Raw genomic sequence first — 14366 nt, forward strand, 5'->3', positions numbered from 1 at the left:
GGCTGGCACCGCCCGATCTGCCGACCCGAAGGAACCAGATGTCGAAGCCCACCATCGTCCTCGTCCACGGAGCGTGGGCCGACGCGTCCAGCTGGAACGCCGTCGCGACCGAGCTGCAGAGCCAGGGCTTCACCGTCCTCGCCCCGACCAACCTGCTGCGCTCCGCGCCGATCGACGCGCCGTACCTCACCTCGTTCCTGGCCCAGCAGACCAGCGGCCCGGTCGTGCTCGTCGGGCACTCCTACGGCGGCTGGGTCATCACCAACGCCGCCGCCGGCGCGCAGAACGTCAAGGCGCTCGTCTACGTCGACGCGTTCATCCCCGACGAGGGCGAGATCGTCTTCGGGATCCTCGGCGGGTCCGGCTCGGCGTTCGACATCCCCGATCCGACCGTCGTCTTCGACATCGCCGGCTACCCCGGCTCACCCGAGGGGGACGCCGAGGCGTTCCTGAAGGCCGACACGGTGCACAACTCGTTCGCCCAGGATCTGCCCGAGGCGGACCGCTGGCTGATCCACGCGGGTCAGCGGCCGATCACGCTGAGCGCCAACACGACCCCGTCGGGCCCGCCCGCCTGGAAGTCGCTGCCGAGCTGGGCCGTGATCGGCACCGAGGACCGCGTGATCCCGCCGGCCACGCAGCGCAGCATGGCCGAGCGCGCGGGCGCGACGATCTCCGAGGTCGCCGCCTCCCACGTCTCGATGGTCTCCCAGCCGCAGGCCGCGATCGACGCCATCCTGGCCGCGGCCGAGAGCATCGGCGAGTAGCCGGCCGGCGCCGCCCACGGCGCGGTTGCTTGTCGGATCCATCGTCTCTACGACCAGGGATCTGACAAGCAACGCCGTTGGCCGCCGGTCAGACCAGGACGGCGACCAGCCACGTGCCAGCGGCGAACACGCTGGCCACGAGCTCGATGAGGATCGAGACGCCCATCGCGCGCAGCGCCTCCTTGGTCGATTGCCAGGCCGAGACGTGCTCGCGCAGCCGGCGGCGCTCCTCCAGGTAGACGCCCAGCGGGAAGCCGATGAAGAAGCCGACCACCGGGATCAGGAAGAAGCCGACGACGGCGACGAGGATCCCGGCCAGGATCGACTGACGCGGGACGCCGGCGTCGCGCAGACGGCGGCCGGGCACGAGGTACTTGACGATCTGCGCGGTCCCGATAGCCACCGTCGCCACGGCGAAGATCGCCCACGCGGTGGTCGAGCCGACGACGATCGCCCAGACGAGGATCGCCGCCCAGACCAGCAGCGAGCCGGGCAGCACCGGGATGACCACGCCGACGATCCCGACGGCGATCGCCACACCCACGAGCACGAGGCCGAGATCGCTCATCGGCGCCATCGTATGCTCGGCGCGTGAGCTACGACCTGTTCCTGCTCCCCGTCGAGGACGGCGTGCACCCGGCGGACACGCTCGAGCGCCTCGCCGAATCGCCGGCACCCGCCGATGACGACGACCGTGCGCGAGATCGCCGCCGAGCAGCCCCCGGCCCCGCTGCCGTCGCCGCCGCGCTGGAAGCGCTGGCTGCGGCGCGGCGTATAGGCTCGCGTCATGGACGCATCGTCGCTGCACGTGCGCTGTGTGCAACGCAGCGAGTCGACCGACCCCCACGCGCGGATCCTCGCGGTCGGTGGCTGGGACCCGCGGGGTCAGCCGTTTCGCTACACGCACGAGGAGGCGGTCGAGGGCATCCGCCACGGCACCTTCTCGATGTACTTCGACCACCACAACGGGCACGACACGCCGATCGTGGTCGCCCGCGGCATCTTCAGCCACTACTACATCAAGGGCGAGGGCGATCTCGATCAGCCCGACTCGCTGCTCGCCCTGCCCGACTGCCCAGAGGACTGAGCCCGCGGGTCAGCCGACGGCGCGCACCTCGAACTCGGTGAGGGTGACCGCGCCGAACGAGGTCAGCAGCGCGACGTCGACCGCGTCGCGGCCACGACCGACGACGACGCGGCCCACCCGCCGGCGGTTGTTGCGCGCGTCGAACGTGTGCCAGTCGCCGTCCAGCCACACCTCGAACCAGGCCGCGAAGTCCATCGGCTCGGTCGGCGGCGGCACGTCGATGTTGGGGATGTAGCCGCACACGTAGCGCGCGGGGATGTTCAGCGCGCGGCAGAAGGTGATGGCCAGGTGGGCGAAGTCGCGGCACACGCCCTGGCCGGCCCGGTAGGCGTCGACGGCGGTCGTCCACGGGTTCGACGCACCCGCGACCCACTCCAGGTGGCCGTGCACGTAGTCGACGATCGCCTGCACGCGCTCCCAGCCGGGCTCGTGGCCGCCGAAGCGCTGCCACGCCTCGTGTCCGAGCTCGTCGGGCAGGCAGAAGCGGCTGGGCATCAGGAACCCGATGTGCTCGTCCCCCAGCGCCATGATCGGCGTCTCGGGGGTCCCCGGCGCGATCCGATCGGCCGGCGAGGTCAGCACGACCTCGGCGTCGTAGACCACGCGCGACTGGCCCGCCGGGATCGTCACGCGCTCGCAGCGGTTGCCGTACAGGTCGATGTAGCCGTGGTGGTCGGCCTCGGTGTCCCACCGTTCGCTGCGGACCTGCAGCTCCCAGCCGCCGGGGGCGACCTGGATCACCGCCGACACGGGCTGAGGCGTCTCGAAGCCGAGGGTGCACCCCACGGTCAGAGCCAGATGCGTCGCGTCGGCGAGAGAGACGCCCCGAGGCTATACGGTCCCGTTCATGCGCGACTACAAGCCCCAGAGCCAGAAGAACGCCGTCGAGCGCGCTCTGCAGTCCTTCGCGCAGACGCCGTTCGGCAACAAGCTGTTCCTGCACGTGTTCCCGACCGTCGATCGAGCCCTCGTGCCCCTGACCCGCGGCAAGCTGTCCAGCGGCGCCGGCCAGCCGATCGTGCTGCTCCACTCGCGCGGCGCCAAGAGCGGGATCGAGCGCGTGAACCCGCTCCTGGCCACGAAGAAGGGCGATCTGCTGCTCGTCGTGGCCTCCAAGGGCGGCGCGCCCGAGCACCCGTCGTGGCTGTACAACGTGCGCGCCAACCCGGACGTCGAGGTGACCATGGACGGCGCCCGCGTGCCGATGCGGGCCAGCGTCCCGGACGGCGCCGAGCGCGACCGCCTGTGGGCGATGGTCTGCGACAACTACTCGGGCTACGTCGCCTACCAGCAGCGCGCGGGCGACCGGCTCATCCCGGTCGTCTCCCTGACCCCGCGTTAGCTGTCGAGCAGGGCGACGAGCGCGGCCAGCTCGGTGTCGAGCACCGCGCCGATCGCCTCGCCGTCGGCCTCGGGCGCCACGGGCAGGGTCATGACGACGACGCTGCCGCCGCCCGGCCGAGGCGTCACGCGCACGAACGCGCCACCGACGCGGCCCGGCGCGATCTCACGCAGGTAGTCGACGGTGCCCGCCTCGCGGTTGACCACGACGCCGAGCTCGAATCGCTCGTCGTCCTTGACGACCTCCCAGCCGCTGCCGGGCGAGCCGTCGACGCGATCGGCGAAGTCCGGGGCCCAGTCGGGCAGGTTGCCGGCGTCGGCCAGCAGCATCAGCACGCGGCGCGGCTCCGCGCGCGTCTCGACCGACCCGGTCTGTGTCCGCTCCTCCACGAGCGGGCAATGTAGTGCTCCGTACGGGAGAATCGGCCGATGACCGCCAACGTCGAGGGCAAGACCGTCGTGATCACCGGGGCCAGCGCGGGTCTCGGGGCGGTCGCGGCCGAGCAGCTCGCCGCCGCGGGCGCGACGGTGGTGCCCGTCGGCCGCTCACCGGAGAAGACGACGGCGGTGGCCCGGGCGATCGGCGTCGAGCCGTTGATCGCCGACTTCGCCCGCCTGGACGACGTCCGCCGGCTGGCCGACCAGCTGCTCGAGCGGTGCCCCCGGATCGACGTCCTGGCCAACAACGCGGGCGGCATCTTCCCCAAGCGGACGATGACCGACGACGGCCACGAGCTGACGTTCCAGGTCAACCACCTGGCGCCGTTCCTGCTCACGTCGCTCCTGCACGGGCGGCTGGCCGAGACGCCCGGCGCCCTGGTGCTGAACACGAGCAGCGTGGGCAACAACATCGGCAGCGTCCAGCTCGACGACCTCGACTGGCAGCGCCGCCGCTGGATCAGCCTGCGCGCCTACGGGACGACGAAGCTGGAGAACATCCTCTTCACCCGCCAGATCGCCCGCCGCTGGGCCCAGGACGACATCCGCTCGATCGCCTTCCACCCCGGCAACGTCGCCTCCGACTTCGGCCGCCAGGGCTTCTTCAACGGCCTCGTGTACCGGTCCCCGCTGAAGCGCGTGCTGCTGATCTCCACCGAGAAGGGGGCCGAGCCGCTGGTCGCGCTGGCCACGCGCGAGGACCTCAACCAGTGGAACGGCGCGTACTTCGACCGCCTGCAGCCGCTGGGCCGCATGAACAAGCAGGCCGACGACGAGGCGCTCGCCCGCGGCCTGTGGGAGCGCTCCGCGCAGCTCGTCGGGCTCTAGCAGCGCAGGAAGCGGATGCGCAGGTCGTCGTACCAGGTCGCGTCGTCCTCGCTGGTCTCCCACAGCCCGTCGATCTCCGAGCCGTCGGCGGAGATCGTGCCGACGAAGCGCTGGGAGAAGCCCGGCACCGCGCGCCACATGCGCAGCTGCCCGCCACGCAGCGAGGTCGCGTACACGCGGCGCACACCGCGCGAGTCGAAGTAGTCCATCTGCAGGCCGTCCGGCCCCGGGCCGATGACGGAGATCGAGTCGGGCGCGTCGGGGTGGTCGTTGGCCGAGCGCTCGATCAGGAACGCCTCGCCGTGCAGCCACTCGAACGTCGCCTGGCCGTGGATCACGCCGTCGATCGACGGGTGCGTCATCTCCAGCGCCCACACGCCGACCAGCACGCGGTAGGGATCCAGCTCGGGCGTCGTCATCGGTCGCTCCTGGTTGTCGTGTTCGTCCAGGTGGGACGACGCGGCACGAGCGAACTCATCGGTCGTCCACCAGGTTTAGGCAAGGCGTAATTCAAACTGCTGCCGTCTCGATCTTGTGCTTAGATGTGGCTCATGGCCACGTTCTCGCGCCGCGCGCTGATCTCCGCCGGCGGCGTCACCGCCCTGGGCATCGCCGCCACCGGCGTGCGCACCGTGGGCGCCTCGGGAGCCGATCCACACGCGGGACACGGCGCCGCCACCGCGGCGCACGGCGGTCACGGCGGCGGCTCCAGCGGCGCGATGTTCCGCGCCGGCGGCCGCGTCGACAACGCCGCCAACGGCTTCGACCCCACCGAGATCCTGCGCGACTTCGACTGGGGCACCGCGACGAAGCTGCCCGACGGTCGCACGCTGCGCGAGTGGGAGCTGACCGCGCTGGAGAAGGAGATCGAGGTCGCGCCCGGCGTGCACTTCCCCGCCTGGACGTTCAACGGGCGGATCCCCGGTCCGACGCTGCGCTGCCGTGAGGGCGATCTGCTGCGCATCCGCCTGCGCAACTTCACCGGTCACCCGCACACGATCCACTTCCACGGCATCCACCCCTCCGACATGGACGGGGTCGCCGGCCAGGGCGCGGGTCTGATCGCCTCCGGGGACAGCACGACCTACGAGTTCGACGCCGAGCCCTTCGGCATCCACCTGTACCACTGCCACGCCGGCCCGCTGGCCGAGCACATCGCCCGGGGCATGTACGGCACGTTCATCGTCGATCCGGCCGACGGCCGCCCGCCCGCCGACGAGCTGGTGATGCTCCAGCACGGCTACAACACCACCTTCGACGGCGAGGGCAACCAGCTGTACGCGGTCAACGGGATCCCGTTCCACTACGCCGAGGAGCCGGTGCGCGTGAAGCGGGGCGAGCTGGTGCGGATCTACCTCAGCAACATGCTCGAGTACGACCCGATCAACTCCTTCCACGTCCACGGGAACTTCTTCCACTACTTCCCGACGGGCACGAGCCTGACGCCGATCGAGTTCACCGACACGATCGCCCAGGTCCAGGGTCAGCGGGGCATCTGCGAGATGCGCTTCCCGCACCTCGGCCGTTTCATGTTCCACGCCCACAAGACGGAGTTCGCCGAGCTCGGCTGGATGGGCTTCTTCGAGGTCGAGGCGTGAGCGCCGCCGCGCCCCGCCTGCCCACGTGGGCCCTCGGCGTCGCGCTGGTCGCCGCGATCGCGCTGGCGCTCGCCGGCCTGGGCGTCCTCGGCGGCGACGCGCTCCCCGACCGTGCGGGCCCGCCCGTCGAGGAGCTGGCGGTCGAACGCGCCGAGCTGACCCCCGGCGAGATCGCGCTGACCGTGCGCAACGCCGGCCCCGACGCGGTCGACGTCGCGCAGGTCTTCGTCAACGACGCCTACGCCGACTTCGCCAAGAGCGGCGGCGCCGTCGAGCGCCTGGCCAGCCAGCGGCTGGCCATCGACTACCCGTGGGTCGAGGGCTCGCCCTACCTGGTCTCGATGATGACCTCGACCGGCGCGATCATCGAGCATCAGATCCCCGTCGCCGTGGAGACGCCCCACCTCGACGGCGACCTGCTCGGCCTGATGGCGCTGCTGGGCACCTACGTGGGCGTCGTCCCGGTGCTCCTGGGCATGCTGCTGCTCCCGGTGCTGCGCCGGGCCGGTCGGCGCTGGAGCATGGGCCTGATGGCCTTCACGGTCGGCCTGCTGGCCTTCCTGGCCGTCGACGGGACCCTGGAGGGCCTGGACAACGCCGCCCAGAGCGCGGGCGCGTTCGGCGGGGCCGAGCTGCTGTTCCTGGGCGCCGGCATCGCCTTCCTCGCGCTGACCGGCCTGGACCGCTTCCTCTCCGATCGCCGGGCCCGAGCCGCCGACGCCGGGCGCAGCGGGTGGTCGCTGGCGCTGATGGTGGCGATCGGCATCGGCCTGCACAACCTCGGCGAGGGCCTGGCCATCGGCAGCGCCTACGCGATCGGCGAGCTGGCGCTGGGCGCCTTCCTCGTGGTCGGCTTCGCGATCCACAACACCACCGAGGGCCTGGCCATCGTCGCGCCCCTGAGCGGGGAGCGCCGGCCGTCGCTGCTGCGCCTCGTCGGCCTGGGCCTGATCGCCGGCGCCCCGGCGATCGTCGGCGGTGTGATCGGGGCCAGCGCGGCCAATCCCGAGCTGGCCACGCTGCTGCTCGGGCTCGGCGTCGGGGCGATCCTGCAGGTCGTCGTCCAGCTCACGCCCGCGCTGCGCGACGGCGCCGGACGGATCCTCAACCCGGTCAGCGTCGGCGGGCTGTGCGCGGGCATCGTCGCCCTGTACGCCACCAGCCTGCTGGTCGCCGGTTAGGGCAGCAGGCCGTCGCGGTAGCGGGCCGGCCGCGCCGGCTCGAAGCGCTCGTAGGCCAGCGCGTCGTCCTGCGTCTCCTCCGGCGAGCTCGCGTTGTGGCGGGCGGCGGCCTCGTCGACGCAGTAGAAGCCCCACGGGCCGTCCTTCTGGAACTGCCGTGAGCTCGTGCACAGCAGGACGCACGGCCCATCGCCCGCACCGACGAAGGCGTGGCGCGTCTCGGGCGGGCAGTGCACGAAGTCCCACTGGCGCAGGCGCCGCTCCTGGCCCTCGACGACCAGGATCGCCTCGCCCGACAGGACGAGGAAGTCCTCCTGCTCGGTCTCCCAGTGGTAGGTGTCGGCCGGCTCGCCCGGGTTCATCACCCGGATGGCCATCCCGAGCATCGGGAAGAACGTCTCGGCCTCGTGCTCGTCGTACCCGGTCAGCGGCAGGCTGTGCCCGCGTCCCGGGTTCTCGAACCAGCGCGCGTCGCGTGCGTTCATCACGAACCAGCCGGGGCTGGCCGCCACCAACCCCGCGTCCGTCCGCTGGAGGTCGGCCTCGGGAACCACGGCCCGCTCAGACTTCGACGACGACCGGGAGCACCATCGGCCGGCGCTTGAGCCGCTCGTAGACGAACTGGGCCAGGTCGTCGTGCAGGACCTCCTGGAGCAGATCGATCTCGCGGATCTCCTCCTTGGCCGCCCGCTCGAGGGACTTCTCGACGCACTCGCGCAGCTCGTCGAGCACGCGCTCGGCGTCGTCGCGGAACGGCACGCCGCGGAAGATCACCTCGGGCTCGGCCACCGAGGAGCCGTCCTGCTCGGAGATCGTGGCCACCACGACGAAGATGCCGTCGGCCGACAGCATCCGGCGATCGCGCAGCGCGACGTCGGCGACATCGCCGATGTCGACGCCGTCGACGAACACCATGCCGCTGTGCTCCTTCTCGCCCCAGCGGGCGCCGCGCGCGTCGATCTCCAGCGGCGTGCCGTTGACGCCATGGAAGATGTGATCGGTCTCCACACCGGTGGCGGAGGCCAGCTGGCCGTGCAGGTGGATGCGCCGGTAGTCGCCGTGGAAGGGCATCACGTAGCGCGGCTTGACGAGGTTCAGCATCAGCTTCATCTCCTCGACGTAGCCGTGCCCGGAGGCGTGGATCGGCGCGTCGCGGGTGGTGATGACCTCACAGCCGATCTGGTAGAGCCGATCGACCGTCTCGTTGACCGCGCGCTCGTTGCCGGGGATCGGCGTGGCGCTGAACACGACGGTGTCGCCGCGCTTGAGCTCGACCTGCGGGTGGTCGCGGTGGGCCATGCGACGCAGCGCGCTGAGCGGCTCGCCCTGCGACCCGGTCGAGATGATCACCAGCTTGTGCGGCGGGAAGTCCTCGATCTCGCGCGCCTGGATCAGCGTGCCCTCGGGGATCTCGATGTGCCCCAGCGAGCGGCCGATGTTGACGTTCTTGCGCATCGAGCGCCCGATCAGCGCGACCTTGCGCCCGAGCGCGTGCGCCGCGGTGACGACCTGCTGCACGCGGTGGATGTTCGAGGCGAACGAGGTGACGACGATGCGCCCGTCACAGCGTGAGAAGACCTCCTCCAGGCGCGGCCCGACGCCCGACTCGGAGGGCGCCCAGCCCGGGCGATCCGCGTTGGTCGAGTCGCCGCACAGCAGCAGCAGCCCTTCCTTGCCCAGCTCGGCCAGCCGGGAGATGTCGGCCGGGCGCCCGTCGACGGGCGTCTGGTCGAACTTGTAGTCGCCCGTGACGAGCATCGTCCCGAGGTCCGTGGTCAGCGCGACGCCACAGCAATCGGGGATCGAGTGCGTCATGTGGATCAGCTCGAGGTCGAACGGCCCGAGCTCGAGCTTCTCCCCCGGCTCGACGTCCTCGAGCTCGACGTCGCGCAACTTGTGCTCGTCGAGCTTGGAGCGGGCCATGGCCATCGTCAGGCGGCGGCCCAGCACCGGGATGTCCTGCCCCAGCTCACGCAGGACGTACGGCAGCGCGCCGATGTGGTCCTCGTGGCCGTGGGTGATGACGATCGCCTCGATGTCGTCGGCCCGCTCGCGCAGGTAGGCGAAGTCGGGCAGCACCAGGTCGATGCCCATCATCTCGGCCGTCGGGAAGCGCAGGCCGGTGTCGACGACGACGATCCGGTCCTCGTACTCGACGACCGTCATGTTCTTGCCGATCTCGCCCAGGCCGCCGAGCGGCAGGACGCGAAGCGTTCCGGTGGCCATCAGGAGGCCGCGCCGCTGAGCAGGCCGTGACGCTCGAGCACGACGCGGATCTCGGCCTTCTCGTCGTCGCTGGCCTCGATCAGCGGCAGCCGCAGGCCGCCGGCGCGCAGGCCGATCATCTCGACCGCGGCCTTGACCGGGATCGGGTTGGTGGTCAGGCCCATCAGCGCGTACAGGTCGCGCAGGTTCTCGTCGATCGTCACACGGTTCTCCGGTTCGTCGACCATGCGACGCATCTCATCGCCGACGATGTGGCTGGCCACGAGGATCCCGCCGGCACCGCCCATCTCGAGCGTGGGTAGAAACGCGTCGTCGTTGCCGGCATAGACCTCGAGGCCGTCGATCGGCGCGAGGTTGTCGTTGTTGGCTTGCTTGACCCCGACGATGTGCTCAATCTGCGCCAGCTCCGCCAGCTCGTCGTTGCTGACGTCGATGACGCAGCGGCTGGGGATGTTGTAGAGCAGGATCGGCCTGTCGGTGGCCCGCGCGACCTCGGCGTAATGCGCCTTGAGGCCGCGGAAGTTCGGCTTGTTGTAGTAGGGCGTGACGCACAGCGTGCCGTCGACACCCAGGGCGGTGGCGCGCTCGGTCAGCTCGACCGCGTGCCGCGTGTCGTTGGAGCCGGTGCCGGCGATGACGGTCATGCCGTCGGGCCGCTCCTCCAGCGCCAGCGCGACGAGGCCCATGTGCTCGTCGTCGGAGAGGGTCGCCCCTTCACCGGTCGAGCCGGCGACGACGATGCCGTCGCTGCCGTGCGCGTGCAGATGACGCAGCAGCGCGACGAAGGCGTCCTCGTCCACGTTCAGCTGGTCGTCGAACGGCGTGATGACCGCGGTGATGACTGTTCCAAGACTGCCCACGAACTGCAGTATCTCAGCCTCGGCCGCGAGTTGGTCGCCGGTGGGCGCATTACCGTCGATCAGGTGACGGAGCGGTTGACGGTCGAGGTCGCGCGCGTGCGCTTTGCCACCGACGATGGCGGCTTCGCCGTGCTCGACGCCACCAGCGACGACGGCGAGCCCGTCGTGCTGGCCGGTCCGCTGGCCCACGTCCACGCTGGCGACGCCATGGAGGTGGGCGGCATCTGGCGCGAGCATCCCCGCCACGGGCGCCAGTTCCAGGTCAGCGAGGTGCGCATCGCCGAGCCGACGTCCGACGCGGGCCTGATGGCGATGCTCAGCGGCGTCAAGCACCTGGGCGCGACGGGCGCCGCGTATCTGGTCCAGCAGCACGGCAGCGAGGTGCTGGCGGTCGTCGACGCCGACCCGCACGCGCGCCTGCGCGAGGTGCCGGGCATCGGGCCGATCCGCATCGGCCCGGCCGTCGCGGCCTGGCGCGAGGCGCGGGCGCTGCGCGCCGTGCGCCTGTTTCTCGACAGCCACGGCGTCGCCCCCGCCGTGTCCGGCCGGGTGATCCGCGCGCTGGGCGCCGACGCGATCGACATCCTGACCATCGACCCCTACAGGCTCACCGAGCTGGAGGGCATCGGCTTTGCCACCGCCGACGCGCTGGCCCGGGCGCTGGGCGTGCCGCCCGACGATCCGCGCCGACTGGCCGCGGGCGTCATCTACGTGCTGCGCGAGGCCGAGAGCGACGGGCACTGCTTCCTGCCCCGCACCGAGCTGCGCGAGCGCGCGCTGCGGCTGCTGGGCGCCGACCCCGCGCCGGCGCTCGAACAGCTCGTGCTCAGCACCGCGATCGTCATCGAGGACGACCGCGTGGCCGACGGGCGCCTGCACCACATCGAGACGCGGCTGGGCGAGCGGATCCGGGCGCTGCTGGAGGACGACGCCGTGCACGACGTGTCCGTGCCCGAGCGCCCGACCGACGGCGCGTTCGTCCCCACCGAGATGCAGTGGCATGCGGTCCAGCGCGCGGTCAGCGGGCGCCTGTCGATCCTCACTGGAGGGCCCGGCGTGGGCAAGTGTCTGCACGGAGAGACCTTGGTCGTCGCAAACGATGAACTCGTCCCGATCTCGTCTCTTTGGGCCGACGCCGGACCCGCGACGCACGACGGCGAAGGGTGGTGGGCCACACCGATTTCGGAGATTCGCGTGCCGTCACTCAGCGCAGCTGGGCAGATGGTCACCGCGCGGGCGGAGCGCCTGTACCGTCAGCGCATCGCTGAGGTGTGCCGTGAGGTCATCCTCAGCGACGGAAGCCGCGTGATCGCGACCAAGTCGCACCGATTCCTGGGACGCGATGGTTGGACCGCCAACATCAACGTGGGCGACCGGATCTGCGTCCCGGGCCACCTGCCGGACGGCACGTCGGAGATCGACCCGCAGCTCGCCTCGCTGCTGGCGTGGCAGATCGCCGAGGGGCACGAGGCCGACAGGACCGTGCGGATCTATCAGAAGGACCACGCTGTTCTCGAGCGTGTGCGTGACGCGGCGATCGCCGTGGCCAGCCGGCATGGGTTGGACGTCGGAACCATGCGGATCGTGCAGGAACCGGACCGGTGTGCGTATCTGCGCATCAACTCAGTGGCCTACCGTCAGTTCCTCGAAGACCGCGGCTACCAGTGGGGCCGTCAAAGCCGCGACAAACGGATTCCGCGGTTCATCATGACCGCCGACCGCGTCGCTGCACGGACCTTCATTCGCGCGTTCGTCGCCGCTGAAGCGCACGTCGCGCCCGTGGGCCGGATCGAGATCAGTTCCGCCTCGCGCGATCTGTTGCAACAGCTCCAAGTGCTTCTCCGGCGATTTGGGGTGTGGATGTCGCTGCGCGCCACCCAGAAGGCGGCGACAAACGGCACGAACATCCGCCGCGAGTACTTCGAAGGGAGCATTAGCGGCCCGTCGCTCCGTGCGTACCACGACCGCATCGGGGTCGCGGATGCCGTAAAGCAGCGCGCGTTGGAATCTGCGGTCGCCAAGCCCACGAATCCCAACCAGGACACGGTCGCGGTCAGCGACCTACTCCATCGCGCAAAACAGGAAAGCGGACTCGGGCGGCGGTACTTCGGGCTGAGCTCGTCCTACTTCAGCACTGCCAAGGAGCCGTCGCGGCTCGTCGCCTGGCGCACGACGGCCAGGATCCGCGACATGGCAGACGGCACGGCCGATACGTTCCACGAGAACCGCATCGCCGCCCTGACGACACGCGCCGGACATCGCTACAAGGCGCAGACCCGAGCCGCGTTCGCTGCGATGGACCGTTGTCGGATGCAAGAGATCACGGACCAGATCGATGAACGTCTCAGGCGAGACACGTTCTTCGCTGAGGTTGTCTCCGTGCGCGATGTATTTGTCGACGACTGGGTGTATGACCTGACGGTCGAGCCGCATCACAACTTCGTCGCGGGCGGCATGCTCTGCCACAACACCGCCACGCTCCGCACACTCGTCGACGTCCTGCGCGAACGCAAGCTGCGCGCGGTGCTGTGCGCGCCGACGGGCAAGGCCGCGCGGCGGATGTCGGAGGCCACCGGCGCCGAGGCCTCGACGATCCACCGCCTGCTGGGCTGGCAGCCCGGCGAGGGCTTCGTGCACGGACCGGGCGATCCGATCCCCGGCTGCGACGTGCTGATCGTCGACGAGGCCTCGATGCTCGACGTGCGCCTGGCCGGCGTGCTGTTCGGCGCGGTCGGCCAGCGCACGCACGTCGTCCTCGTCGGGGATCCCGACCAGCTCGCGCCCGTCGGCGCCGGCCGGGTGCTCGGCGACCTGCTGGCCAGCGAGACGGTGCCGGTGACGCGGCTGACCGAGGTCTTCCGCCAGGCCGCGCGGTCGCTGATCGTGCGCACCGCCCACGCGCTCAACGAGGGCCGGCCGCCGCCGCGCGACGTGCCCGACGACGTCGTGCGCGACTTCTACTTCGTCGGCCGCAATCGGGCCAGCGAGATCTTCGACGAGGTGGTGGCGCTGGCCGCCGATCGTCTCCCCCGCCACCTGGGCCTCGATCCGCGGGCCGACGTCCAGGTGCTGGCCCCCATGCACAGGGGCCCGGTGGGGATCGACGCGTTCAACGAGGCGATGCGCGCGCGCCTGAACCCCGACGGCGAGCCGATCCCCGGGACCGGGCTGCGCATCGGCGACCGGATCGTCCAGACGCGCAACGACTACGAGCGGCTGCTGATGAACGGCGAGGTCGGCGTGCTGCTCAGCCACGAGCGCGAGTCGGGCGAGACGCTGCTGGCCACCGACGACGGCCGCGTGCTGACGATGCCCACCGGTTCGCTGGACACGCTGCGCCTGGCCCACGCGATGTCCATCCACAAGGCGCAGGGCAGCTCCGCCCCCGCCGTGGTGATCCCGCTGTTCAGCGGCCACCGGATCATGCTCACCCGCAACCTGGTCTACACCGCGCTGACCCGGGCCGAGCGGATGGCGGTGTTCGTGGGCGAGCCCGCCGCGTTGGACATGGCGCTGCGGCGCGTCGACGCGGGCCGGCGCCACACGCGGCTGGCCGAGCTCGTGCGCGACCCGGACTAGAGCTCGTTGGGGAACGCCGAGCGCGCGCGCCACAGCAGCGTGAACACCGCGATGCTGATGGCCAGCGCGACCGGATCGACGATCCCGATGCCGTCGACGCCGTGCAGCAGCAGCCAGATCACGTCGCCGATCGCCTTCAGGCCGGTGACCAGCAGCGCGAACATCAGCGCGACGAAGTTCAGGTGCAGCAGCCCCCGGCCCACGACGATGTGCACCGCGCCGCTGACGATCGTCGCGATGCCCAGGAACATCACCGCGGCCTTGGACGCGCCGGAGGCCTGGTTCGCGGTGGCCACCAGCGCGATGCCGCCGATCAGCTCCACGACCCCGAAGAGCATCGCGAACCAGGCCACGACGCGAACCGTGGCGGGAACTTGGCGGCGCATGCCGTCGACCTTACCGAACATCGATCACTACTCGGTCCCGCGTCCACGAGCCGACGAACACCCTCGCCGTCCACG

General features: G+C 70.9%; 15 protein-coding genes. 7 read left to right on the top strand and 8 right to left on the bottom strand.

The genetic code is table 11. The features are described from left to right. Nucleotides 1-38 precede the first annotated feature (38 nt). Complete coding sequence (locus ACZ5UI_RS08280; RefSeq protein WP_464196122.1) at nt 39-767, top strand: alpha/beta fold hydrolase; 729 nt, start codon at nt 39-41, stop codon at nt 765-767. 88 nt (nt 768-855) lie between these two features. On the opposite strand, the gene ACZ5UI_RS08285 is transcribed toward ACZ5UI_RS08280, so the two are convergent. Then, nucleotides 856-1335 (bottom strand): DUF456 domain-containing protein, encoded by a 480-nt coding sequence (locus ACZ5UI_RS08285; RefSeq protein WP_464196124.1) that lies wholly within the window; start codon nt 1333-1335, stop codon nt 856-858. A gap of 219 nt (nt 1336-1554) precedes the next feature. On the opposite strand from ACZ5UI_RS08285, the gene ACZ5UI_RS08290 reads away from it, so the two are divergent. Beyond that, the gene (locus ACZ5UI_RS08290) at nt 1555-1854 is read left to right on the top strand and encodes a DUF3892 domain-containing protein (RefSeq protein WP_464196126.1); all 300 of its coding nucleotides are present in this window, start codon (nt 1555-1557) and stop codon (nt 1852-1854) included. Nucleotides 1855-1863: 9 nt separating this feature from the next. Here the strand turns inward: ACZ5UI_RS08290 and ACZ5UI_RS08295 are convergent, their stop codons facing one another. After that, entirely contained in the window at nt 1864-2640 is a 777-nt protein-coding gene (locus tag ACZ5UI_RS08295; RefSeq protein WP_464196128.1) for a transglutaminase-like domain-containing protein, read from the bottom strand. 61 nt (nt 2641-2701) lie between these two features. Here ACZ5UI_RS08295 and ACZ5UI_RS08300 point away from each other — a divergent pair, with 61 nt between their 5' ends. Further along, the gene (locus ACZ5UI_RS08300; protein ID WP_464196130.1) at nt 2702-3196 is read left to right on the top strand and encodes a nitroreductase/quinone reductase family protein; all 495 of its coding nucleotides are present in this window, start codon (nt 2702-2704) and stop codon (nt 3194-3196) included. On the opposite strand, the gene ACZ5UI_RS08305 is transcribed toward ACZ5UI_RS08300, so the two are convergent. Then, nucleotides 3193-3585 carry a hypothetical protein gene (locus ACZ5UI_RS08305; protein ID WP_464196132.1) on the bottom strand — a complete coding sequence of 131 codons (393 nt, stop codon included), beginning with the start codon at nt 3583-3585 and terminating at the stop codon, nt 3193-3195. The two genes, ACZ5UI_RS08300 and ACZ5UI_RS08305, sit on opposite strands and share 4 nt — an antisense overlap. A 39-nt stretch (nt 3586-3624) precedes the next feature. Here ACZ5UI_RS08305 and ACZ5UI_RS08310 point away from each other — a divergent pair, with 39 nt between their 5' ends. Beyond that, nucleotides 3625-4461, top strand: coding sequence for an SDR family NAD(P)-dependent oxidoreductase (locus ACZ5UI_RS08310; protein WP_464196134.1), 837 nt, complete (start codon nt 3625-3627; stop codon nt 4459-4461). On the opposite strand, the gene ACZ5UI_RS08315 is transcribed toward ACZ5UI_RS08310, so the two are convergent. Beyond that, the gene (locus ACZ5UI_RS08315) at nt 4458-4880 is read right to left on the bottom strand and encodes a hypothetical protein (RefSeq protein ID WP_464196136.1); all 423 of its coding nucleotides are present in this window, start codon (nt 4878-4880) and stop codon (nt 4458-4460) included. The two genes, ACZ5UI_RS08310 and ACZ5UI_RS08315, sit on opposite strands and share 4 nt — an antisense overlap. A 132-nt stretch (nt 4881-5012) precedes the next feature. On the opposite strand from ACZ5UI_RS08315, the gene ACZ5UI_RS08320 reads away from it, so the two are divergent. Next, entirely contained in the window at nt 5013-6059 is a 1047-nt protein-coding gene (locus ACZ5UI_RS08320) for a multicopper oxidase domain-containing protein (RefSeq protein ID WP_464196138.1), read from the top strand. Continuing rightward, nucleotides 6056-7240, top strand: coding sequence for a ZIP family metal transporter (locus ACZ5UI_RS08325; protein WP_464196140.1), 1185 nt, complete (start codon nt 6056-6058; stop codon nt 7238-7240). The genes ACZ5UI_RS08320 and ACZ5UI_RS08325 overlap by 4 nt, the downstream gene beginning before the upstream one ends. Here ACZ5UI_RS08325 and ACZ5UI_RS08330 read toward each other — a convergent pair. From ACZ5UI_RS08330 to dapA, 3 genes are read right to left on the bottom strand one after another with little or no spacing between them, the layout of a single operon-like run. Beyond that, entirely contained in the window at nt 7237-7794 is a 558-nt protein-coding gene (locus ACZ5UI_RS08330; RefSeq protein ID WP_464196142.1) for a cupin domain-containing protein, read from the bottom strand. The two genes, ACZ5UI_RS08325 and ACZ5UI_RS08330, sit on opposite strands and share 4 nt — an antisense overlap. A gap of 7 nt (nt 7795-7801) precedes the next feature. Beyond that, nucleotides 7802-9466, bottom strand: a complete 1665-nt coding sequence (locus ACZ5UI_RS08335; protein ID WP_464196144.1) for a ribonuclease J — start codon at nt 9464-9466, stop codon at nt 7802-7804. Further along, nucleotides 9466-10521 (bottom strand): 4-hydroxy-tetrahydrodipicolinate synthase, encoded by a 1056-nt coding sequence (gene dapA, locus ACZ5UI_RS08340; protein WP_464196146.1) that lies wholly within the window; start codon nt 10519-10521, stop codon nt 9466-9468. The genes ACZ5UI_RS08335 and dapA overlap by 1 nt, the downstream gene beginning before the upstream one ends. On the opposite strand from dapA, the gene ACZ5UI_RS08345 reads away from it, so the two are divergent. Then, nucleotides 10456-13905: an AAA family ATPase gene (locus tag ACZ5UI_RS08345; protein WP_464196148.1), complete on the top strand. Its 3450-nt coding sequence runs from the start codon at nt 10456-10458 to the stop codon at nt 13903-13905. The two genes, dapA and ACZ5UI_RS08345, sit on opposite strands and share 66 nt — an antisense overlap. Here ACZ5UI_RS08345 and ACZ5UI_RS08350 read toward each other — a convergent pair. Next, entirely contained in the window at nt 13902-14291 is a 390-nt protein-coding gene (locus tag ACZ5UI_RS08350; protein ID WP_464196150.1) for a hypothetical protein, read from the bottom strand. The two genes, ACZ5UI_RS08345 and ACZ5UI_RS08350, sit on opposite strands and share 4 nt — an antisense overlap. Nucleotides 14292-14366: the final 75 nt, after the last annotated feature.

The sequence above is a fragment of the Conexibacter sp. JCM 18997 genome (assembly GCF_055391915.1).

What these genes read in the sequence shown, in the direction of transcription:
- ACZ5UI_RS08280 (WP_464196122.1), top strand. Translation starts at nt 39, where the DNA reads ATGTCGAAGCCCACCATCGTCCTCGTCCACGGAGCGTGGGCCGACGCG.
- ACZ5UI_RS08285 (WP_464196124.1), bottom strand. Translation starts at nt 1,335, where the DNA reads ATGAGCGATCTCGGCCTCGTGCTCGTGGGTGTGGCGATCGCCGTCGGG.
- ACZ5UI_RS08290 (WP_464196126.1), top strand. Translation starts at nt 1,555, where the DNA reads ATGGACGCATCGTCGCTGCACGTGCGCTGTGTGCAACGCAGCGAGTCG.
- ACZ5UI_RS08300 (WP_464196130.1), top strand. Translation starts at nt 2,702, where the DNA reads ATGCGCGACTACAAGCCCCAGAGCCAGAAGAACGCCGTCGAGCGCGCT.
- ACZ5UI_RS08310 (WP_464196134.1), top strand. Translation starts at nt 3,625, where the DNA reads ATGACCGCCAACGTCGAGGGCAAGACCGTCGTGATCACCGGGGCCAGC.
- ACZ5UI_RS08315 (WP_464196136.1), bottom strand. Translation starts at nt 4,880, where the DNA reads ATGACGACGCCCGAGCTGGATCCCTACCGCGTGCTGGTCGGCGTGTGG.
- ACZ5UI_RS08320 (WP_464196138.1), top strand. Translation starts at nt 5,013, where the DNA reads ATGGCCACGTTCTCGCGCCGCGCGCTGATCTCCGCCGGCGGCGTCACC.
- ACZ5UI_RS08335 (WP_464196144.1), bottom strand. Translation starts at nt 9,466, where the DNA reads ATGGCCACCGGAACGCTTCGCGTCCTGCCGCTCGGCGGCCTGGGCGAG.
- ACZ5UI_RS08350 (WP_464196150.1), bottom strand. Translation starts at nt 14,291, where the DNA reads ATGCGCCGCCAAGTTCCCGCCACGGTTCGCGTCGTGGCCTGGTTCGCG.